Here is a 20,953-nt window from a genome sequence, read left to right on the forward strand (position 1 = left end):
GGCCGCCGCTCTCGGGTTCGGGGGTTCAACGGGCCTTGGCGGCGACCGCCTCGACTTCGATCAGGGCGCCGGGCAATACCAGCCCGGCCACCTGCACCGTGGTACGGGTCGGTTTCAACGGCTGGCGCTCACTGCCGAAGAACTGGCGGAAGCCGCGCTGCAGGCCGTCGAAGTCCATGCGCCCCTGCAATCGCGGATCGCCCACCAGGTACACCCGTAACTGCACCACATCGCCCAGGCCGAGGCCGCGCGGCGCCAGGGCGGCTTCGACCTTGCGCAGCACCGCCACGGTCTGCGCCTCGGTGTCGCCATTGGCGCGCAGCTCATCCTTGGCCGCCTTGGGGTCGGCCGGGTCGGGCAGGATCCCCGAGACGAAGGTCAGCGCCGTGCCCGGCGGCAGGGTCGCCGACTGCAGGATCGGCGAGTTGGGATAGGTCGAGGGGACGCGCTCGATATCGGCGGCCTGGCTGGCCGCGGCGAACAGGACCCCCAACCCCAGAAGGGCGTGCTTGAAAGGCATGGCGAAGCTCCACTGATGTGTAGGCGCCAGCCTCGGAGGTCCGCTACCTGGCAGATGGTTTTCGTTGTGTATTGTTCAGGCGGTCTGCCGGGCCTGCGAGGAGCCCTGGGCACGCTCGCACAGGTTGCGCACCACCCGCCGGGCGGCGCCGGCGGCGGTCTCCTGCCAGATGCCGATGCCGCTGTGGGCCAGCGCGTCGCTGGTCAGGTGTACCCGCCCCTGAGCCTGGTTGAGCAGGTCATAGTCGGCATCGGCCAGCGGATGGCTGACCCACGGCCCGAGGCTGTGGGGTATGCGCCCCCAGTCCACCACCAACGGCTTGCGCAGTTCGTGGCCGTGACCGGGGTGCAGCAGCTCCACGGCCTGGCGCGACAGGGCGATCTGCTCGGCGACCGACTTGTCGGCGAACTGGCGGGCAGTCTCGCCGTTGTTGTAGGCGGCGACGAGAATGCCCTCGGCCTGGTTGAAGCCACCGCTGGGGTACCACAGGCCGGAAGACGCCTGATTGATGAACGACAGGCCGCCGTAGATCTGGTAGTCGGTCTCCCAGAACCGGCGGGACTGCCAGGCCACCTTGTTGGCATGGCCGAATTGCACGGCGGCGATCGCTTGGCGCACCTGGGCGCTGAAGTTGCTGTCGAGCTTCGCCAGCAGCGGCAGCGGCAAGGCGATCACCGCATAATCGCTGGTGATGCGCTGTGGCTGACCCTGCTGCTGGTAACCGATCTCCACCCGATCCTCGAAATTGCGGATCGAGCCCACCTCGGCCCCCAGGCGCAGAACATCCTGCAGGTGGCGCTGGAAGGCCAGGGGAATACGGTCCATGCCGCCCACCGGCTGGAACATGGTCGGCGAGAACTCCGGGTACTCGTCGATCATCAGTGCCGTGCCCAGGGCCGGGTTGAGCAAGGTGCGCAGGGGCAGCGGGTCGTTGCGCAGGGCCTGCTGGTCGCCGGCCCCGGGCCAGACCTTGTAGCCCGAGCGCGCCGAGCCCAGGTACTCGAGTTTCTCCGACAGGTCGCCCCAGGTGCGCAGGAAGCCCAGCAGGTTGCGCCGGTCGTCCAGGCTCAGTTCCTGGTCCAGGGCCTGGCGGTCGACGGCCTTGGCCAGCAGTTCGGCCAGGTGCCCACGGCTGTCGTTGACTGCCTGGCGGATCTGCATTGGCGGCTGGTCGAGGTCGGGACGCACCAGGGCGTTGCGGCTGGTGTTGACCAGCACCTCAAGCGCCACTCCCAGCTCGCGGCAATAGCCGAGCATCAACTGGTGATGGCTGGGCAGTCGGCCGGGGCCGGCGTTGAGGTAGAAACCCTCGTCGAACGCGACGGTCTGCACGCTGCCATCGGTGAACGCGACCCGATCCCCCCGGCGCACGGTCCAGTTGCGCCCGCCAACCCGTTCGCGGGCCTCCAGCAGGGTGACGGCGAAACCGGCCTTGCGCAGCTCGTAGGCCGCCACCAGGCCGCCGATGCCGGCGCCGACCACGGTGACAGTGGCGCCCTGCCCTACACGGGCCATTGGCAACGCGGCGTAGTTCTCCTGGCTGGCCCGTGCCGATCCCGTCGTGCCAAACAGGCCCAGTGCCGCCGTGGCAGCCTGCAGGCCACCGACCACACCGATACGGGCAATGAGCTGTCGTCTGGTCAATGGCATCGCGGGCACTCTCCCTGGTCCACGGTTATCGCTTTCAGTTATGGCTTGACGTTATCAAGCTACGAAAACGCTCTATGTGGAGCCATCCTAGAGAGCGGGATGGGATAAGAGAAATACATTTTGAGCATATGCAAATATTAAAATGTGTAATGTCTCAGGCTTTGCATTCTGCACAAAACGCATAATTATTTTGAAACACCTGAGCTCGCGGCAGCAGCGGTCTGCGCCTCTCCCATCACTCGCAACAGGTTCCCTCCCCAGATATCCGCGAGGTCCCGTTCGTGGTACCCCGCCGCCAACAACCGCGCAGTGATCTCCGGCAAATCGCTGACATCGCGCAGTCCCGTCACCCCGCCGCCACCATCCCAATCCGCGCCGATGCCGACATGCCGTGGCCCGACTACGTCAAGGATGTGCAGCAGATGCGCCATGAAGTCGTCCAGGCTGGTTGCCGGCAACGGATACCGGGCCTCGACCTCGCGTATGCGCCGGGCCAGGTCCGCCACCTGCGCGGGCGGCAGGCTGGCCGCCAGGCGGAACTCCCGGTACAGCGGTGCCAGGGCCGTGTCCCGGGCGGGATTCGGCGCACGCGGCACCAGGTCGCTGGCGTAGGTGTTGACCTGCACCACCCCGCCCCCGGCAGCAAGCTGGCGCAAACGTTCATCATCGAGATTGCGCGGATGCGGGCCGATGGCCCGGGCGCCGGAATGCGAGGCGATCACCGGGGCACGGGACAACGCCAGCACCTGATCGAACACCGCATCGGAGGCATGGGACACATCGATCAGGATCCCCAGGCGGTTGGCTGCCTGCACCAACTCGCGGCCGGCCGGGCTCAGCCCATGCCAGTGCGGCAAGGCAGTGGCCGAATCGGCGAAATCGTTGTTCTGCGCATGCACCAGGCCCAGCATGCGCAAGCCCAGACGGTGGTAGGTGGCCAGCCGGCCGGGGTCGGCCGCCAGCGGTTCGGCGTTTTCCATGCTGATCAGCACCACCCGCCGCCCTGAGGCAACGATCGCCGGCACCTCCTGCGCCCGCGTGGCCAGGGCGAACGCGTCCGGCCGGGCGGCGACCATGTCGCGGATGCGGGTGATCACCGCCAGGCCATGTTCGCTGGCCAGGGTGCGTCCCTCGGGCGTGAGCGGACCCTGGGGGGTGAAGATGGCGAAGAATCCGCCGTCCAGGCCACCGTCGCGCATGCGCGGCAGGTCGACCTGGGACAGATCGTCGGCATAGCGGTGGCGCTGCCCGATGTCCCAGCCGGGCCGGGCCAGTTGCATGGGTGTGTCCAGGTGGCTGTCGAGCACGATCAGGCGCTCATGCAGGGCGCGGGTCGAGGGCGCGACATCGGCCAGCGCGGTGCTGCAGGCCAGTGCCAGCGGCAGCCAGGCGTATCGAGTTGAACGAGGCATGGAAGTCCTTTTTGCCAGATGCGGCCCTGCGGGGGGCCGCATGAATCACTCGGTCCAGCTGAAACTGCGATCCCACAACGGCGCCACGTCCAGGCGCTGGGGCAGTACGCCGGCGGCGTGGAAGGTGTCGGCCACGTCCTGCTGCGAACGCACCGCGGCATCGTCCACCGCCTGCAGCACCCGCGGCCCGCTCTGGGCCTTGTACTGGGCAATGAACACTTCCCGGGGGATGCCCAGCACCTGCTCGCATCGCGCCGCCCACGCCTCGGGGTGGTGCTGCACCCATTGCCAGCTGCGGTACTCGCGGCGTACATAGTCCTCGATCGCCGCGCGCTTGAGCGGATCCTCGATTGCCCGCCGGTTGGCGGCGATCACGTAGTTGCCCGACAGGTAGCCCTGCCCGGTGCGCAGCACCCGCGCACCGCTGCGCAGCTCGGCCAGCTGGATGAAGTAGCCAAAGGTCACCCAGACATCCAGGTTGCCGTTCTGGAACGCGGCGAAGCCATCCTGGGGCGTCAGCGCCAGGGGTTGGATGTCCGCCAGGGTCAGGCCCTGGTCCTTGAGGGCGCGCAGCAACAGGTAGTGCGACGACGTCGAGCGGATGTAACCGACCCGCTTGCCCGGCAGCTCGGCCAGCGATTGCATCGTCGCCCCCCTGGGCACGATGAAGGCCTGGTTGTTGACATCACCGGTCAGCACGGCGATGAGCCTGACCGGCGCCTGATTGCGGATACCGAAGATCGGCGGGATCTCGCTCATCGGCGCCAGGTCCAGGGTACCGCTGACCAGCGCCTCGAAACCGAGGTTGCCGCCATTGAACTCGGCGTATTTCACGCCATACGGTGGGCGCTCGATGCCGGCCTGTTCGAAAAAGGTCGGCGCGGCGCCCTTGTAGGTGGCCACGCCCAGGGTCAACCCTTGCCAGTCGCGGGCAAAGGCGCCGGGCAGCGCGCAGGCGAGCCCGCCCAGGGCGCTGTACTGCAGAAAACGACGGCGATTCATGGCGCCTCCTTGCATTCAGTCGAGAAAGTCGGGTTCGTCGCGCAGCAGGCGATCCCAGTACGGCTGGAAGCTGAACCAGCCGCCGAACTCGGTACCGACCTGGCGCGCCGTGTGCTCGGCCACCGCCGCCGGGATCGGCCGTGGCGTGCCGGCTGCCTCGGCCAATAGTTGCGCGTGGGCGGCGTTGTCCAGGGCGATGAAGCGCCACACCGCCGCTTCCACTGTGCGCCCGACGGTCAGCAGGCCATGGTTCTGCAAGATCAGCGCGACCTTGTCCGGCCCCAGCGTGGCGGCGATGCGCGCGCCCTCGCTGGCCTCCAGCACCACCCCGGTGAAGTTGTCGAACAGCGCGTGCTTGCCATGAAAGGCGCAGGCGTCCTGGGTCAGCGGGTCGAGCAGGCGTCCCTGGCTCGACCAGGCCTTGCCGTACAACGAATGGGCATGGGCGGCGGCCACCACGTCCGGGCGCGCCTCGTGCAGCGCCGCGTGGATGGCAAAGGCGGCGAGGTTCAACGCGCCCTGCCCTTCGACGATCTCGCCCCGAGGACTCACCAACAGCAGGTCGCTGACGCGGATATGGCCGAAGTACACGCCCACCGGATTGACCCAGAAGTGATCGGGGTACTGGGGGTCGCGCACGGTGATATGGCCGGCGCCGCCCATGTCGAAACCATGCCGGGCAAACAGGCGGAACGAGCCGGCCAGGCGCTGCTTGCGCAGCAGGCGCTCGGCCTCGAGGGTCGGTTGCTGGGGCGGGTCCTGCCAGCGATGCACGGTGTGGCCGTCGCGGGGTAGTGAATAGGCGGTGGGTAGGCGGCTCAGCCTGGCGCTCATGCGGTCTCTCCTTGGGCCAGCAGGTTCTCCAGCGGTCGTCCGCTGCGCAAATGTTCGAGGTTGCGCGCCAGCAGCGCGGCGAGGTTGCGGTACACCTGCGGCGTGTTGGCCGAGGTATGAGGGCTCAGCCGGACCTTGGGATGGCCGTACAGCCGGTGCCCGGCCGGCAACGGCTCGGGCTCGGTGACATCGAGGCTGGCCAGGGCCACCTGGCCGCTGTCCAGGGCATCGAGCAAGGCGTCCTGGTCCACCAGGCTGCCCCGGGCGATATTGATCAGGTGCAGACCGGGCTTGGCGTGGGCGAGGCTACGCCGATCGACGACATGCAGGGTCGACGGGTCGGCCGGTGCCGCCAGTACCAGGTGATCGGCGCGGGCGAACAGTTCCTCGACGCTGGCCACGCCTCGTACGCCGGCCACCTCGAACGGCCTGGCCGAGCGCCGCAGGGCGATCACCTCGATGTCCAGGGCCAGGGCCTTGCGCGCCAGGGCCTGGCCGATCCGCCCGAAACCGTAGATACCCAAGGTGCTGCCGGCCAGCGAGGCCAGCGGACGTGGCTGCCACTGCCCGGGCTCGTCGATCCACAGCTGCGGCAGTTGCTTGGCGGCCGCGAACATCGCCGCCAGGGCGAACTCGGCCAGGCTGTCCGCCGTCACCCCGCGAGCACTGGCCACAGGCACCGGCTCGAGCAACCAACCGGGAAAGAAGTCGATGCCGGAGCTAACCAGTTGCACGAAACCGAGCCCGAACGGCCAGCCCGAGGGCGGCGCTACGGCGTCACGCAGGCCAGGGTCGGGCGCGGCCAGCAGGACCCGAACATCGTCCGGCAGCCCATGGGGCACGCCCCTGGGCAACGCCAGGATTTCCACGCCTGGCACGGCGGCGGCCAGCAACGCGTTGAACCGCGCGTCCAGCTGACTGGCGATGCGCACGCCGCTCATGCCTGGCCGCCACGGCTGGGCAAGGCAAACGCCGAGCGGCCGGCGGCGCCGAGCACCGCGTCGTTCTGCGGGGTGTGGATACGGCTGCACAGCACATCGCGGTAATGCCGCTCAAGCGGGTTGCCCCGGGCCAGCGCCGGGTTGCCGATCGCTTCGACGGCCAATTCGACCGCGCTGATGGCCTGGGTGGTGACCAGGTACTTGACCTGGGTGGCCTCGCTCGCCGGGATGCGCCCTTCGGCGGCGGCGTCGAGCAGGACCCGGTTGGACAGCAGCAAGGCGTCGATGCGCCCCACCAGTTCCTGGAAACGCGGCAGGCTCGACAGCGGCGCGCCGAGATTGGCCGGAGTGCGCTCGGCCAGCCAGCCCACCAGCCAGTCGCGGGCGGCACGGGCGACGCCGTCGTAGATGCTCGACAGCAGCACGGCCAGCCACAGCACGCCGTTGTGATCGAGTTCGGACGGGCGTGGCTGGCGCGCCGGGAGGATGTCCACGGCGTGCTCGGCGGGCACCAGCACATCATCGAAGATCACGTCGTGGCTGCAGGTGGCACGCATGCCCAGGTGGTCCCAGGTTTCCTCGATGCGGATGCCCGGTGTGTCGCGATGTACCAGCCAGGTGCCGACCCGCGGCTCGTCCTCGTCGCTACGCGCCCATACTGCCAGCCAGGTCAGGCCGGGGATGCCGGTTGAGTAGATCTTGCGCCCGTTGATCCGCCAGCCCTCGGCCACCTGCCGGGCGACGGTGGCCGGCAGGCCGCCCCGGGCCGGGGTGCCCAGCTCCGGCTCCACACGCAGGGCGTTGACCAGCGCGCCGTCCGCCACCGCCTCGCGGGCCAGGCGCAGGCGCAGGTGTTCAGGCCAGGCCTGGTTCTGTTGCAGGCGCGCGTGCTGCAGGTACTGCATCACCAGCACCAGGGCGGTGGACGGCTCGCCCCGGGCCACGGCGGCGATCACCCGCCGGGCCTGGGCCAGCGTCGCTTCGCTGCCACCCAGGCGGCGCGGCACGGTCAGGGCCAGCAGGCCATGTTCATGCAGGCGCCGCAGGTTGGCGTGGGGGAAGCTGCCTTGGCGATCGTGCTCGGCGGCGCTGGCGGCGAATTCGTCGCTCAGGTGGGCCAGCAAGTCGGCGAAGGCCGGCGAATCGAGGTCGGCCGCCTTGGCGGCGGTATGCAGGTCGAGGCTCATCGTTGGGCGGTCCGTGCGAGGGTATGGGCATGGCTGGGCGCAGGCGCTTCGACGCCGAGCAGGGCCAGCAGGTGTTGGCGCAGCGCCTGGAAGCCACGGCTGGCCACCTCGCGGTGGCGCGGCAGGCGAATCGGGATCTGCTCGGCGATGCGCCCGGCGTCCAGCACCACGACCCGGTCGGCCAGCAGCAAGGCTTCGTCGACGTCGTGAGTGACCAGCAGCACCGATGGCTGATGGGTGCGCCACAGTTCGAGGATCAACTGGTGCATGCGCATGCGCGTCAAGGCGTCCAGGGCGGCGAACGGCTCGTCGAGCAGCAGCAGTTGCGGCTCGCGCACCAGCGCCCGGGCCAGGGCCACGCGCTGGGCCTCGCCACCGGACAGGGTGCCCGGCCAGGCTTCGGTGCGGTGCGCCAGGCCTACTTCACGCAGCGCCGCCAGGGCACGCGCTTTTGGCTCGGCGCCCCTCAGGCCCAGGAGGACATTGCGCCAGGCCCGCTTCCAGGGCATCAGCCGCGGCTCCTGGAACACCGCCGCATGCACGCCGGGTACCTCCAGCGTGCCCGCCTCCACCCGGTCCAGGCCGGCCAGCGCTCGCAGCAAGGTGGTCTTGCCCGAGCCGCTACGGCCGAGCAAGGCGACGAACTCGCCGGGCGCCAGGTCCAGGTCCAGGCCATCGAGCACCGTGTGGCCCTGGAACCTGCGCGTGAGCCCGCGCACCCGCACCGGTGGGCGCAGGCGTTGCAGTGCGACTTCCATGATCAGTTCCTTATGAAGGTGGGGCGCCAGGCCAGGGCCAGGCGTTCGAGCAAGCGCACGAGGGTGTCGATGGACAGGCCCAGCACGCTGTAGACGATCAGGCAGATGACGATGACGTCGGTGCGCATGAAATCGCGGGCGTCGTTGACCAGATAGCCCAGCCCGGCGCTGGCGTTGATCTGCTCGACCACCACCAGGCCTAGCCAACTGATGCCGAAGGCGTAGCGCAGGCCGACGAAAAACGCCGGCAGCGCGCCGGGCAGGATCACGTGCCAGACCAGCCCCAGGCGCCCCAGGCCGAACAGCTGCCCAGCCTCCACCAGCTTGGGGTCGACGCCACGGATGCCGGAAAACAGGGAGAGGTACACCGGGAAGGTGGTGCCCAGGGCAATCAGGGCGATCTTGGGCGTTTCGCCCACGCCGAACCACAGGATGAACAGCGGCACGATGGCCAGGAACGGCAAGGTGCGCAGCATCTGCACCGGCGAGTCGATGGCGAGTTCGCCACGCCGCGAAAGGCCTGCGAGCAACGCCAGCAGAGTGCCCACGCTGACCCCGATGGCCAGGCCGCTCAGGGCACGCTTGAGGGATACCCACAAATGCCCGGCCAGCTCGCCGCTGACGATCATCTGCCAGAGGGTGTCGCCGATGGCGCTGGGCGCGGCGATGATTCGCGGCGGCAACAGGCCGCTGCGCGAGGCAAGTTCCCACGCCACCAGCAACAGCAACGGGCTGATCAGGCGCAGGCCAAGGTTACGCCAACCCTGCCAGCGCAACAGGGTCAGCAGGGCCGTGGCGGGGACAAGTGTGTTGCTTTGCCGGGACATTCCATCTCCTCGCTCAAGGCCGATCCATTGATTGCTGGCCGCGGCGGGAGTGTCGATCAAGCCCGCCGGTGTCTGGCTTGATCCTTATGCTATCGATCTTAAAAAGTGCCGTGAAATTCGATATGCTTCTAACCTAATATACAAATAATGCATTCAACAATTGCCAACATATGCAAATTATTAAATTTGCATGGGTGCTTCGGGACTGCAACGCAGCCCCATTTCAGCCTCGCGCCTACGGTTGATTCGCCACCCGCTGCGCCACGGTCTCGCCAAACAACGCCACCGGCGCCTGCAGGTTGCCGAGAAAACGCGGATGGATCAGCCACAAGTCGATCACCGGCTTGAAATCACTTACCTGCACGATGTCCAGGCGCTCGCGGTGGCGGCTGTTGTCCAGCAACGGTCGTGGCACCAGGCCAAAGCCCAGGCCATTGGCGATCAAGCCCAGTTGCAACTCGGTACCGAAGGTTTCCAGGTTGATCCGCAGCGACAGCCCTTCGTCGTTCAACGCCCGCTGCAGACCGGCACGGAAACCACAGCCGTCGGGGTTGAGCACCCAGCCACGCTGGTAGCAGTCGGCAAGCTTGCAACTGCGCTTGCCCACCTCGCCGCGGGCAGCCACCACCACCAGGTCCATGCGCGCCAACGAGCGACCGACGATGCCCTCTGGGAACACCTTGCCGGCCGGGAACAGTGCCGCCACCGCGTCCAGCTCGCCGTTCTCCATCTTGCCCAGCAGGTGGCTGCCCCAACCGGTGGCGACTTGGGTCTGCAGGTCGGGATACAGCGCCTTGAGCTGGCTGAGGGCGTCGAGCAGCACCACGTCGCCGATGGTCTGCGGCACCCCCAGGCGCAGCGCGCCACTGGGCAAGGCGTCGCTGAGCACCAGTTCGCGCAGCGCGTCCATCTCGCGCAGCACCGCCCGGCACTGCTCGTAGACGCGCATGCCCATGGGCGTGGGTTTCAATGGTTTGGTGTTGCGGTCCAGCAGGCTGACGCCGAGGGCTTCCTCGAAGTTCTGCACCCGACGGGTGATGGCCGGCTGGGTCAGGCGCAGCGATTCGGCCGCCTGGCTGATGGACTGGCTGCGGATGACGGCCACGAATGCATCGATATCATCTATCTTCATTCTTAATTCGCATAATAAATATCTGGAAAAATACGCAAAAAGAATAATACCTTTTTCCTCGCCACGGTAGCGCCCGGCGCTGCCTAACCTGACGGACATCGAGGGAACCCATGTCTCAAACGCCCAACCTTGGACGGCTACGCAGCTTCATCGGCGAGCTGGCCGACCTTCTCGCCCAGGCGCCGGACGAGCCGCGCCTGCTCGACCACGGCGCGCGGCTGCTGCGCGATCTGCTCAGTGTCGATGACTGGCTGCCGGACGACTACGCCCGGCCCAGCCCGGAGTGCTACCAGCAGTACCTGCTGCACGCCGACTCCGGCCAGCGGTTCTCCATCGTCAGTTTCGTCTGGGGGCCAGGGCAGGAAACCCCCGTGCACGACCACCGCACCTGGGGGCTGATCGGCATGCTGCGCGGCAGCGAAATCAGCCAGGGCTATGCCCTGGCGCACGGTGCCCTGCAGCCGGAGGGCCGGGCCGAGCGGCTCGCGCCCGGCGAGGTGATCGCGGTGTCGCCGCGCATCGGCGACCTGCACCAGGTGCGCAATGCCCATGCCGACCGTACTTCCATCAGCATCCATGTCTACGGCGCCAACATCGGCGCCGTGCGGCGTGCGGTGTACAGCGCCGAGGGCGAAGAGAAGCCCTTCATTTCCGGCTATTCCAACAGCCACCTGCCCAACCTCTGGGATCTGTCGAAAGAGAACCGCGCATGAGCCAGGCTACCCACCGCAGCTACCATGCTATCCGCACCGCCCTGCTTGCCGGCCAGGAGCTGGCCTTGCTCGATGTCCGCGAGGAAGACCCGTTCGCCCAGGCCCATCCGCTGTTCGCCGCCAATGTGCCGCTGTCGCGCCTTGAACTGGAGATCTACGCCCGAGTACCACGGCGCGACACGCCCATCACCGTCTACGACGACGGCGAAGGGCTGGCGTTGACCGCCGCGCAGCGCCTGCTCGCCCTGGGCTACACCGACGTGGCGCTGCTCGACGGCGGCCTGGCCGGTTGGCGCGAAGCAGGTGGCGAGTTGTTCCGAGACGTCAACGTGCCGAGCAAGGCTTTCGGCGAGCTGGTGGAGGCCGAGCGCCATACACCGTCGCTGCCGGCCGAAGAGGTCAAGGCGCTGCTCGACGCCAACGCCGATGTGGTGGTGCTGGATGCCCGCCGCTTCGACGAGTACCAGACCATGAGCATCCCCAGCGGTATCAGCGTGCCCGGCGCCGAACTGGTGCTGCGCGTGGCAGAGCTGGCCCCCGACCCGGCCACCCGGGTGATCGTCAATTGCGCCGGGCGCACCCGCAGCATCATCGGCACCCAGTCGCTGGTCAATGCCGGCGTCCCCAACCCGGTGGCGGCCCTGCGCAACGGCACCATCGGCTGGACCCTTGCCGGGCAGGCACTGGAACATGGCCAGTCGCGCCGTTTCCGCGCAGTGACCGCCACCACCCACGCCAGCGCCGCGCAACGCGCCCGCCAGGTGGCCGACCGCGCCGGTGTGGCACGCATCGATCTGGCAGGCCTGCGCCAATGGCAGGCCGAAGCGCAGCGCACCACTTACCTGTTCGATGTGCGCACGCCCGAGGAGTTTGTCCTGGGCCACCTGCCCGGCGCCCGCTCCACGCCCGGTGGCCAACTGGTACAGGAGATCGACCATGTCGCCAGTGTGCGCGGCGCGCGCCTGGTGCTGGTGGACGACGACGGCGTGCGCGCCAACATGAGTGCGTCGTGGCTGGCCCAGATGGGCTGGGCGGTGGCGGTGCTCGATGGGTTGTCGTCTGACGACTTCACGGAAACCGGCGTCTGGGTCGCGCCCGTGCCGGCACCGCCCGAGGCTGAAACCATCAGCCCCGCCCTCCTCGCCGACTGGCTTTCGGAGCCGGGCACCCAGGTGCTGGACTTCACCACCAGCGCCAACCATGTCCGGCAGCATATTCCCGGTGCGGTCTGGGCGCTGCGTAGCCAACTTGAAGAAGTACTGGCGACATTACCGGCAGCACGGCACTTCGTCCTGACCTGCGGCTCGAGCCAACTGGCGCGCTATGCCGCACCAGAGGTGGCGGCCCTGAGCGGCAAACCGGTGTTCGTGCTCGAGGGCGGCAACAGCGCCTGGAACGCCGCCGGGCTGCCGACCGAACAAGGCGAGCAGCGCCTGGGTGCGCCGCGCATCGATCGTTATCGGCGGCCCTACGAGGGTACCGATAGCCCGCGCGAAGCGATGCAGGGGTATCTGGATTGGGAGTTCGGGTTGGTGGAACAGTTGGGGCGTGACGGAACCCATGGGTTCTTTGTCATCTGACAACTTGCACGCCCTCTTCGCACGAGAGGGCTTGCCCGTTCCTTTCACTCAGCCAAGCCCGCCGAACCGTCGGTAGTAACTCTCGTTGGCATCCGGCAACGGCCCATCCGCCGTTTCCAGCGCGCTGGCCAGATACTCCTCCGCCCTGCCCTGCACCAGCCGGTACAGGTTGCGGCACAGCTGCCGCGCCGCGCGCCCTTCCCAATCCCCCGGCAACAGCTCGTCCGGCAACTGCGGATCACGCAGCAGCAGGCGGCGGTATTCGTGGATCAGCAGCGTGCGCGCCAGGAAGCAGTCCTGCGGGCTTGGCGCGTCCAGGTCCTTCATCGCCTGCCACAACGGGCGGAACAGGCGGATGAACTCGCTGTAGTGCTGGCCCAGTTCCTCGATGTTCCAACTTTCCCGCACCTGGGCGCGCAGGGCCTTGGAGGCCAGCACTTCCTGGGCGTGGGTCTCGAAGACGATGCAGTCGTCCTCGGCATCCTGCTCGCGCAGGGTGGCGGCCAGGTCGGCACGGTCGGTGCGCGGGCAGCCCAGCAGGTTCGCGCCCATGACGCCGAAGCCTTGCCACTCGAGCTCTTCACGCACGGCCTTGCGTTTGGTGGCGTCGAGCTGGGCCAGGAGCACCAGGGTCCAGGCGCCGTTCCAGGCCGGCAGGCTGGCGCTGTAGACGCGCTTGAAGGCTTTTTCGAAGCGCCGCCGGCCGGTGCCGGTGAGGCTGTAGTAGCTACGCCGGCCGACCTTTTCGGCGGTCAGCCAGCCTTCCTTGGTCAGGCGGAATATCGAGGTGCGGATCAGCCGCTCGTTGATGCCCATCGGCTCCAGCAGGTTGATCAGGCTGCCCAGCCAGACCGTGCCGCCATGGGGTTCGATGGCATCGCCGTAGAGGGTGATGATCAGGGAGCTGGCGCGGATCGGCGTCTGCTCCTGGAAACGGGTAATCAGGTGATTCAGGGGGGCAAGGCTGCTCATGGGGGAACGAGGCGCGGCTAAAGCCTCGACTATACCTGCCTGCCGCGACCGCGCAAGGCTCATGCACCGCCCTCGGCCTTGGGCCTGAAGCCGGAGTCGCCCATGCGTGGGCGGTCCTGCTCCGGCGCGGTCAATGGCGGGCACTCCACCAGCGCGCTCAGGCAACGCCGGGCGAGGCTGTGGTACTCGGTGGTACCGCGCTGCTTCCAGGCCAGTTCCTGGTCGCAGAGCGGGCGCTTGGCCACGGCCGGCGCGCCGACCACCAGGTGTTGCTGCGGGCATTCGAAGCCTGCCTTGACGAAGGCCGTGGCGGCAACGATGCAGCGCGGGGCGATATGCGCGGCGTCCATGACCACCGCGTTCATGCCGACCAGGGCATCCTCGCCGATCCGGCAGCCATGCAGCACGGCGCCATGGCCGATATGGCCGTTGCGCTCGACCACCGTGTCGCCGCCGGGAAAACCGTGCATCACGCAGGTGTCCTGCAGGTTGGCGCCCTCCTCCAGGATGATTCGCCCGAAATCGCCGCGCAGCGAGGCCAAGGGGCCGATGTAGCAGTTTGCGCCGACCAGCACGTCGCCGATCAGCACGGCGCTTGGGTGTACGTAGGCGCTGGGGTGGACCACGGGGGTGAGGCCGTCGAGGCGGTAGCAGGGCATGGGTCTGGCTCTCGATATGATTCAGAAGACTTATCGATCCTGTATCAGATCAAATCACTTAGTCAATGCCTTGCTGGTGTATCGCTTTCTTCACCAAGCTTCAGACCTGTGAAGACTTCATCGTGGGGCAACCCCGCTTCCACCGAGTGATAGTAAGAGCGAGGCTGCGTGGGAGCGGGCTTGCCCCGCGACAGCGTAACTCGCTTCACATATAGATACGCAATTACAATTTCCATGTTGATTTTCTGTATCGTATTGAACATATACTTGCCCCAGCACCACGAACAATTCCAAGAAAAGCCGGCCCCAGCCGGCGCCGAACGTGCAGCCCGAGGTATCCCATGCCAAGCAACCTCATCGTGCAGGCCCCAGCGGACGGTGTCCGCCTGATCACCCTGCACCGCCCGCAGGCCCTGAACGCCCTGAACACAGCGCTGCTGGAAGAGCTGGCCGCAGAACTGCATGCCGCCGACCAGGACCCGCAGATCCGTGCCGTGGTCATTACCGGCAGCCGCAAGGTCTTCGCCGCCGGCGCCGATATCAACGAAATGGCCCAGCGCGACCTGGTCGGCATCCTCGAAGACCCGCGGGTGGCCCACTGGCAACGCATCACCGGCTTCGCCAAACCTCTGATCGCCGCCGTCAACGGCTTCGCCTTAGGCGGCGGCTGCGAACTGGTGATGTGCGCCGACATCGTTATCGCTGGCAGCGACGCCCGTTTCGGCCAGCCGGAAATCAACCTCGGCATCCTTCCCGGGGCTGGCGGCACCCAGCGCCTGCTGCGCGCCGTGGGCAAGCCGCTGGCCATGCAGATGGTCCTGGGCGGTGAGGCCATCGGCGCCCGCCATGCCCTGCAGGCCGGCCTGGTCAGTGAAGTCACCGAGCCCGAACTCACCGTCGAGCGCGCCCTGCAGGTGGCCGTCGCCATCGCCGCCAAGGCGCCGCTGGCGGTGCGCCTGGCCAAGGAGGCGCTGCTCAAGGCCCAGGACATGGACCTGGCGAGCGGCCTGCGCTTCGAGCGCCATGCCTTCACCCTGCTGGCCGGCACCGCCGACCGCAACGAAGGCATCCGCGCCTTCCAGGAAAAACGCCCGGCCCGATTCCAAGGGCTGTAAGCCTTCCACCGACTGACGGAGCGAGCCAGTCATGTCTTTCCAGCACATCCTGTTTTCCATCGGCGACGACGGCGTCGCCCTCCTCTCGCTCAACCGGCCCGAGCAGCTCAACAGCTTCAATACCGCGATGCACCTGGAGGTGCGCGAGGCCTTGAAGCAGGTACGCCACAGCGACCACGCCCGCGTGCTGCTGCTGACCGGCGAAGGCCGTGGCTTCTGCGCAGGCCAGGACCTGGCCGACCGCAATGTCGCGCCCGGCGCCGAGCTGCCTGACCTCGGCCAATCCATCGAACAGTTCTACAACCCGCTGGTGCGCAGCCTGCGCGACCTACCGCTGCCGGTGATCTGCGCGGTCAACGGCGTGGCCGCTGGTGCCGGGGCCAACCTGCCACTGGCCTGCGACCTGGTGCTGGCGGCACGCTCGGCGAGCTTCATTCAGGCGTTCTGCAAGATTGGCCTGGTGCCGGATTCCGGCGGCACCTGGTTGCTGCCCAGACTGGTCGGCATGGCCCGGGCCAAGGCGCTGGCCCTGCTGGGCGAGCGCCTGAGCGCCGAGCAGGCCGAGCAATGGGGGCTGATCCACCGGGTGGTGGACGATGCCGCGCTGCGCGACGAAGCACTCGGCCTCGCCCGTCACCTGGCAGCCCAGCCCACCTACGGCCTGGCCTTGATCAAGCGTGCCCTCAACCAGAGTTTCGACAACCGCTTCGATGAACAGCTGGAACTGGAGCGCGATCTCCAGCGCCTGGCCGGGCGCAGCGAGGATTACCGCGAGGGCGTCAGCGCCTTCATGAACAAACGCACACCTGTGTTCAAGGGGCGCTGACCATGGCCGCACTCGACAACGACGCCCTGGTGGCAGTAATCGGTGCAGGCGCCATGGGTGCCGGCATCGCCCAGGTGGCGGCCCAGGCCGGTCATCCCGTGCGTCTCTACGATACGCGCCCCGGCGCAGCCGAGCAGGCGATCGAAGGCATCGATCGCCTGCTCGGCCGGCAGGTGGAAAAAGGCAAGCTTGCGCCTGACAGCCGCAGCGCGATCCGCGACCGACTGCAACCGGTGGACAGCCTCGACGCCCTGGCCAAGGCCCATCTGGTGATCGAAGCCATCGTCGAACAACTGCCAGTCAAACAGGACCTGCTGCGTCGGCTTGAAGCCCTGTGCGCCACGGACTGCATCCTGGCCAGCAACACTTCTTCGCTGTCGATCACCAGCCTCGCCGCCGGGCTCAAGCACCCGGAGCGGGTCATTGGCATGCACTTCTTCAACCCGGCGCCCTTGATGGCGCTGGTGGAGATCGTCTCCGGGCTGGCCACTGCGCCGAGCCTGGCGGCCACGCTTTACGACACCGCCCGTGCCTGGGGCAAGCAAACGGTGCATGCCCGTTCGACGCCGGGCTTTATCGTCAACCGCGTGGCCCGGCCCTTCTATGCCGAAAGCCTGCGCCTGCTGCAGGAGGGCGCCGCCGACTGCGCCACCCTCGATGCCGTGCTGCGCGACGCCGGGGGGTTTCGCATGGGCGCCTTTGAACTGACCGACCTGATCGGTCATGACGTCAACTACGCGGTGACCTGCTCGGTGTTCGAATCCTTCTATGGCGATTTCCGCTTCCAGCCGTCGCTGGTGCAGAAAGAACTGGTCGACGCCGGGCGCCTCGGGCGCAAGACCGGCCAGGGCTTTTATAGCTACGCCGAGGGTGCCGAACGGCTACAGCCCGCGACATTGACCAGCCAGACGCCTGTAGAGCGCTGCACGGTTGAAGGCGACCTGGGTGCCCTGCAGCCCCTGGTCGAGCGCTTGCGCGCCAACGGTATCGCCGTCACCGAACGCGCCGGCATCGGCCTGCTCCGCGTGGGAGATGCCACCCTGGCGCTGTCCGATGGCCGACTGGCCAGCCAGCGCGCCCGCGAGGACGGCTTGCGCAACCTGGTGCTGCTGGACCTGGCCCTGGACTACGCCAGCGCCACGCGCCTGGCCATCAGCCACGGTGCCGAATGCAGCGCCGAGGCCCTGGACCAGGCCGTCGCCCTGCTTGCCCGGGCTGGCCTGAGCGCCTGCCCGGTCGCCGACCTGCCCGGCCTGGTGGTGCTGCGCACCGTGGCCATGCTCGCCAACGAAGCCGCCGACGCCGTACTGCAAGGAGTAGGCACTCCCGGTGACATCGACCTGGCCATGCGCGCCGGGGTCAACTACCCGCGCGGGCCGCTGGCCTGGGCCGACGACCTGGGCATCGGCTACACCCTGAACGTGCTCGACAACCTGCAACGCAGCTACGGCGAGGAACGTTACCGCCCGTCCCTGTTGCTGCGCCGCACCCACGCCGAAGGAGGTCGCCTGCATGGCTGATCAATCCGCACACACTTTGGCCCGCGCCTGCGCCGAGGCCATGTTCGGCCGTGACGCCGCCAGCCAGGGCCTGGGCATCGAGCTGCTCGAAGCCGGCCCCGGCAGCGCCCGCCTGGGCATGACCGTGCGCGCCGACATGATCCAGGGCCATGGCACCTGCCATGGCGGCTACCTGTTCGCCCTGGCCGATTCGGCCTTCGCCTTCGCCTGCAACAGCTACGATGAAGCAGCCGTGGCCCTGGGTTGCAGCATCGACTATGTGGCCCCGGCGCGGCTCGGCGACCGCCTGCAGGCCAGCGCCAGCGAACAAAGCCGCAAAGGCCGCACCGGCAACTACGACGTGCGCATCGAGAACCAGCAGGGCGAGCTGATCGCCCTGTTCCACGGCAAATCCTACAAAGTGCGCGGCACCGTGCTGTCGCCGGAGACTTCAAATGACTGACGCCAGCCTGCCCCACGCGCTGATCATCGATGCCGTGCGCACCCCCATCGGCCGCTACGGCGGCGCCCTGTCGAGCGTGCGCCCCGACGACCTCGCCGCGGTGCCGATCAAGGCGCTGATGGCACGCCATCCCGGGCTGGACTGGGCGGCGCTGGACGATGTGATCCTCGGCTGCGCCAACCAGGCCGGCGAAGACAACCGCAACGTCGCGCGCATGGCCGGCCTGCTGGCCGGGCTGCCGATCGAGGTGCCCGGCACCACGATCAACCGCCTGTGCGGCTCGGGCCTGGACGCCATCGGCAATGCTGCCCGCGCCCTGCGCTGCGGCGAAGCCGGGTTGATGCTGGCCGGCGGCGTCGAGTCGATGTCGCGCGCGCCCTTCGTCATGGGCAAGTCGGAACAGGCCTTTGGCCGCAGCGCGCAGCTGTTCGACACCACCATCGGCTGGCGCTTCGTCAACCCGTCGATGCAGGCGCAATACGGCATCGATTCGATGCCCGAAACCGCCGAGAACGTCGCCGAGCGCTTCAACATCGCCCGCGAAGACCAGGATGCCTTTGCCCTGCGCAGCCAGCTCAAGGCCGCCGCCGCCCAGGCCAATGGCCGCCTGGCCCGGGAGATCGTCGCGGTGGAGATCGCGCAGCGCAAAGGCCCGCCCAAGCGTATCGAGCAGGACGAGCACCCGCGGGGCGACACCACCCTGGAACAACTGGCGCGCCTGGGCACGCCGTTCCGTGACGGCGGCAGCGTCACCGCCGGCAATGCCTCGGGCGTCAATGACGGCGCCTGCGCCCTGCTGCTGGCCAGCCCACAGGCCGCGCAACGCCACGGCCTCAAGGCCCGTGGCCGGGTGCTTGGCCTTGCGGTGGCGGGCGTCGAGCCACGCCTCATGGGTATCGGCCCGGTGCCGGCGACTCACAAGGTACTGGAGCTGACCGGCCTGGCACTGGCCGACATGGACGTGATCGAGCTCAACGAAGCCTTTGCCGCCCAGGGCCTGGCCGTGCTGCGCGAGCTGGGCCTGGCCGACGACGATCCGCGGGTCAATCCCAACGGCGGCGCCATCGCCCTGGGCCACCCGCTGGGCATGAGCGGCGCACGCCTGGTCACCACCGCCCTGCACCAGCTGGAGCTGACCGGCGGCCGTTACGCCCTGTGCACCATGTGCATCGGCGTCGGCCAGGGCATCGCCCTGGTGATCGAACGCCTCTGATCAGCCGCCAGAGACGCCAAGCGACGCGGGCAGTATGCTGCCTGCCATGACACTCAGGGCCCCGGCCCACGACAAGAACAACTCGAGTGAAACCATGAATCTCTACCACGATGCCGACCGCGCCCTGCTCGACCCGATGGAAACCGCCAGCCTCGACGCACTGCGCCAGCACCAGCTGGAGCGCCTGCGCTGGAGCCTGAACCACGCCTACGCCAATGTGCCGCTGTACCGCCAGCGCTTCGACGCCTGCGGCGCCCATCCCGACGACCTGAAATCGCTGGAGGACCTTGCCCGCTTCCCCTTCACCGGGAAGAACGACCTGCGCGACAACTACCCCTATGGCATGTTCGCCGTGCCCCAAGACCAGGTGGTGCGCCTGCACGCCTCCAGCGGCACCACCGGCAAGCCGACGGTGGTCGGCTACACCCAGAACGACATCGACACCTGGGCCAACGTGGTGGCGCGCTCGATTCGCGCCGCCGGCGGGCGCCGCGGCGACAAGGTGCATGTCTCCTACGGCTACGGCCTGTTCACCGGCGGCCTGGGCGCGCACTACGGCGCCGAGCGCCTGGGCTGCACGGTGATCCCCATGTCCGGCGGCCAGACCGAGAAACAGGTGCAGCTGATCCGCGACTTCCAGCCGGACATCATCATGGTTACCCCCTCGTACATGCTCAACCTCGCCGACGAGATCGAGCGCCAGGGCATCGACCCGCACGACCTCAAGCTGCGCCTGGGCATCTTCGGCGCCGAACCCTGGACCGATGAACTGCGCCGCGCCATCGAGCAGCGCCTGGGCATCGACGCCCTGGACATCTACGGGCTGTCGGAAATCATGGGCCCGGGCGTGGCAATGGAGTGCATCGAGACCAAGGACGGCCCGACCATCTGGGAAGACCATTTCTACCCCGAGATCATCGACCCGGTCACAGGCCAGGTGCTGCCGGATGGCCAGCTCGGCGAGCTGGTATTCACCTCGCTGAGCAAGGAGGCGTTGCCGATGGTGCGCTACCGCACCCGCGACCTCACCCGCCTGCTGCCCGGCACGGCGCGGCCGATGCGGCGCATCGGCAAGATCACCGGGCGCAGCGACGACATGCTGATCATTCGCGGGGTCAATGTGTTCCCGACGCAGATCGAGGAGCAGGTACTCAAGATAAAACAGCTTTCCGAGCTGTATGAGATTCACCTGTATCGTAATGGCAATCTCGACAGCGTCGAGGTGCATGTTGAACTGCGCAGCGACAGCCAGTACCTCGACGAGGGCCAGCGCAAGCAGGTGGTGGGTGAACTGGCGAAGCAGATCAAGACCTACATCGGCATCAGCACGCAGATCCAGCTGCAGCCGTGCGGCACGCTGAAACGTTCAGAGGGCAAGGCCTGTCACGTGTATGACAAGCGGCTGGCCAGCTGACTCATCGGCATTCCGTTCAGCCCCGGCCTGATCCGGGGCTTTTTTTGCCTTGAGAAAGCTGGGGGCGCCTGCGCCCCTTTCGCCGGCAAGCCGGCTCCCACAGCGATCGCGCAATTCCTTAGGTCTGTGCTGCACCGGAGCTGGCTTGCCAGCGATTGGCCGCAAAGCGATACACAAATCTTATTTGATACATCAAATACAGTTTGATGTTGTGTTTTGTATCGCTTATAAATGAC

At 67.6% G+C, this 20,953-nt stretch carries 20 protein-coding genes; 8 read left to right on the forward strand and 12 right to left on the reverse strand.

The features are described from left to right. Positions 1–25: 25 nt before the first annotated feature. The 10 genes from ACVWY1_RS00555 to ACVWY1_RS00600 all read right to left on the reverse strand — a co-directional run bounded on the left by ACVWY1_RS00555 (position 26) and on the right by ACVWY1_RS00600 (position 10,263). Positions 26–520, reverse strand: coding sequence for a RidA family protein (locus ACVWY1_RS00555; protein ID WP_277504173.1), 495 nt, complete (start codon positions 518–520; stop codon positions 26–28). 75 nt (positions 521–595) lie between these two features. Beyond that, positions 596–2,170: a flavin monoamine oxidase family protein gene (locus ACVWY1_RS00560; RefSeq protein ID WP_277504175.1), complete on the reverse strand. Its 1,575-nt coding sequence runs from the start codon at positions 2,168–2,170 to the stop codon at positions 596–598. A gap of 185 nt (positions 2,171–2,355) precedes the next feature. Continuing rightward, positions 2,356–3,582, reverse strand: coding sequence for a dipeptidase (locus ACVWY1_RS00565; protein WP_277504176.1), 1,227 nt, complete (start codon positions 3,580–3,582; stop codon positions 2,356–2,358). Between the two features lie 45 nt (positions 3,583–3,627). Next, the gene (locus tag ACVWY1_RS00570) at positions 3,628–4,584 is read right to left on the reverse strand and encodes an ABC transporter substrate-binding protein (RefSeq protein WP_277504179.1); all 957 of its coding nucleotides are present in this window, start codon (positions 4,582–4,584) and stop codon (positions 3,628–3,630) included. A 15-nt stretch (positions 4,585–4,599) separates the two neighbouring features. Continuing rightward, a complete protein-coding gene (locus ACVWY1_RS00575) occupies positions 4,600–5,418 on the reverse strand; it encodes a class II aldolase/adducin family protein (RefSeq protein ID WP_457377619.1) in 819 nt (272 codons plus the stop codon). After that, positions 5,415–6,359, reverse strand: a complete 945-nt coding sequence (locus ACVWY1_RS00580) for an NAD(P)-dependent oxidoreductase (RefSeq protein WP_457377620.1) — start codon at positions 6,357–6,359, stop codon at positions 5,415–5,417. Before ACVWY1_RS00580 ends, ACVWY1_RS00575 begins: the two co-directional genes overlap by 4 nt. After that, positions 6,356–7,546: an acyl-CoA dehydrogenase family protein gene (locus ACVWY1_RS00585; protein ID WP_457377621.1), complete on the reverse strand. Its 1,191-nt coding sequence runs from the start codon at positions 7,544–7,546 to the stop codon at positions 6,356–6,358. Before ACVWY1_RS00585 ends, ACVWY1_RS00580 begins: the two co-directional genes overlap by 4 nt. Then, complete coding sequence (locus tag ACVWY1_RS00590) at positions 7,543–8,304, reverse strand: ABC transporter ATP-binding protein (protein WP_110703351.1); 762 nt, start codon at positions 8,302–8,304, stop codon at positions 7,543–7,545. The genes ACVWY1_RS00585 and ACVWY1_RS00590 overlap by 4 nt, the downstream gene beginning before the upstream one ends. Positions 8,305–8,306: 2 nt before the next feature. Then, positions 8,307–9,131 carry an ABC transporter permease gene (locus ACVWY1_RS00595; RefSeq protein ID WP_277504190.1) on the reverse strand — a complete coding sequence of 275 codons (825 nt, stop codon included), beginning with the start codon at positions 9,129–9,131 and terminating at the stop codon, positions 8,307–8,309. A 235-nt stretch (positions 9,132–9,366) separates the two neighbouring features. Continuing rightward, positions 9,367–10,263, reverse strand: coding sequence for a LysR family transcriptional regulator (locus ACVWY1_RS00600; RefSeq protein ID WP_102682030.1), 897 nt, complete (start codon positions 10,261–10,263; stop codon positions 9,367–9,369). Positions 10,264–10,373: 110 nt separating this feature from the next. Here ACVWY1_RS00600 and ACVWY1_RS00605 point away from each other — a divergent pair, with 110 nt between their 5' ends. Next, positions 10,374–10,976, forward strand: coding sequence for a cysteine dioxygenase family protein (locus ACVWY1_RS00605; RefSeq protein WP_277504192.1), 603 nt, complete (start codon positions 10,374–10,376; stop codon positions 10,974–10,976). Continuing rightward, entirely contained in the window at positions 10,973–12,556 is a 1,584-nt protein-coding gene (locus ACVWY1_RS00610) for a rhodanese-related sulfurtransferase (protein ID WP_457377622.1), read from the forward strand. Before ACVWY1_RS00605 ends, ACVWY1_RS00610 begins: the two co-directional genes overlap by 4 nt. 48 nt (positions 12,557–12,604) lie before the next feature. Here ACVWY1_RS00610 and paaX read toward each other — a convergent pair whose 3' ends face one another. Together paaX and paaY are read right to left on the reverse strand one after the other, a co-directional pair. Further along, a complete protein-coding gene (gene paaX / locus ACVWY1_RS00615) occupies positions 12,605–13,528 on the reverse strand; it encodes a phenylacetic acid degradation operon negative regulatory protein PaaX (protein ID WP_102682033.1) in 924 nt (307 codons plus the stop codon). Positions 13,529–13,587: 59 nt separating this feature from the next. Further along, positions 13,588–14,187, reverse strand: coding sequence for a phenylacetic acid degradation protein PaaY (gene paaY, locus ACVWY1_RS00620; RefSeq protein ID WP_457377623.1), 600 nt, complete (start codon positions 14,185–14,187; stop codon positions 13,588–13,590). 341 nt (positions 14,188–14,528) lie between these two features. On the opposite strand from paaY, the gene paaF reads away from it, so the two are divergent. The 6 genes from paaF to paaK all read left to right on the forward strand — a co-directional run bounded on the left by paaF (position 14,529) and on the right by paaK (position 20,717). Then, positions 14,529–15,302 carry a 2,3-dehydroadipyl-CoA hydratase PaaF gene (gene paaF, locus ACVWY1_RS00625; RefSeq protein WP_277504196.1) on the forward strand — a complete coding sequence of 258 codons (774 nt, stop codon included), beginning with the start codon at positions 14,529–14,531 and terminating at the stop codon, positions 15,300–15,302. Positions 15,303–15,333: 31 nt separating this feature from the next. Continuing rightward, a complete protein-coding gene (paaG, locus tag ACVWY1_RS00630; RefSeq protein WP_102682036.1) occupies positions 15,334–16,128 on the forward strand; it encodes a 2-(1,2-epoxy-1,2-dihydrophenyl)acetyl-CoA isomerase PaaG in 795 nt (264 codons plus the stop codon). Positions 16,129–16,130: 2 nt separating this feature from the next. Next, positions 16,131–17,648: a 3-hydroxyacyl-CoA dehydrogenase PaaH gene (gene paaH, locus ACVWY1_RS00635; RefSeq protein ID WP_277504197.1), complete on the forward strand. Its 1,518-nt coding sequence runs from the start codon at positions 16,131–16,133 to the stop codon at positions 17,646–17,648. Further along, positions 17,641–18,090, forward strand: a complete 450-nt coding sequence (gene paaI / locus ACVWY1_RS00640; protein ID WP_110703327.1) for a hydroxyphenylacetyl-CoA thioesterase PaaI — start codon at positions 17,641–17,643, stop codon at positions 18,088–18,090. Before paaH ends, paaI begins: the two co-directional genes overlap by 8 nt. Next, a complete protein-coding gene (gene pcaF / locus ACVWY1_RS00645) occupies positions 18,083–19,303 on the forward strand; it encodes a 3-oxoadipyl-CoA thiolase (RefSeq protein ID WP_457377624.1) in 1,221 nt (406 codons plus the stop codon). The genes paaI and pcaF overlap by 8 nt, the downstream gene beginning before the upstream one ends. A 94-nt stretch (positions 19,304–19,397) precedes the next feature. Then, positions 19,398–20,717 carry a phenylacetate--CoA ligase PaaK gene (gene paaK / locus ACVWY1_RS00650; RefSeq protein WP_038707537.1) on the forward strand — a complete coding sequence of 440 codons (1,320 nt, stop codon included), beginning with the start codon at positions 19,398–19,400 and terminating at the stop codon, positions 20,715–20,717. The last annotated feature ends 236 nt before the right edge of the window (positions 20,718–20,953 follow it).

This window comes from Pseudomonas sp. TE6288, from assembly GCF_054062095.1.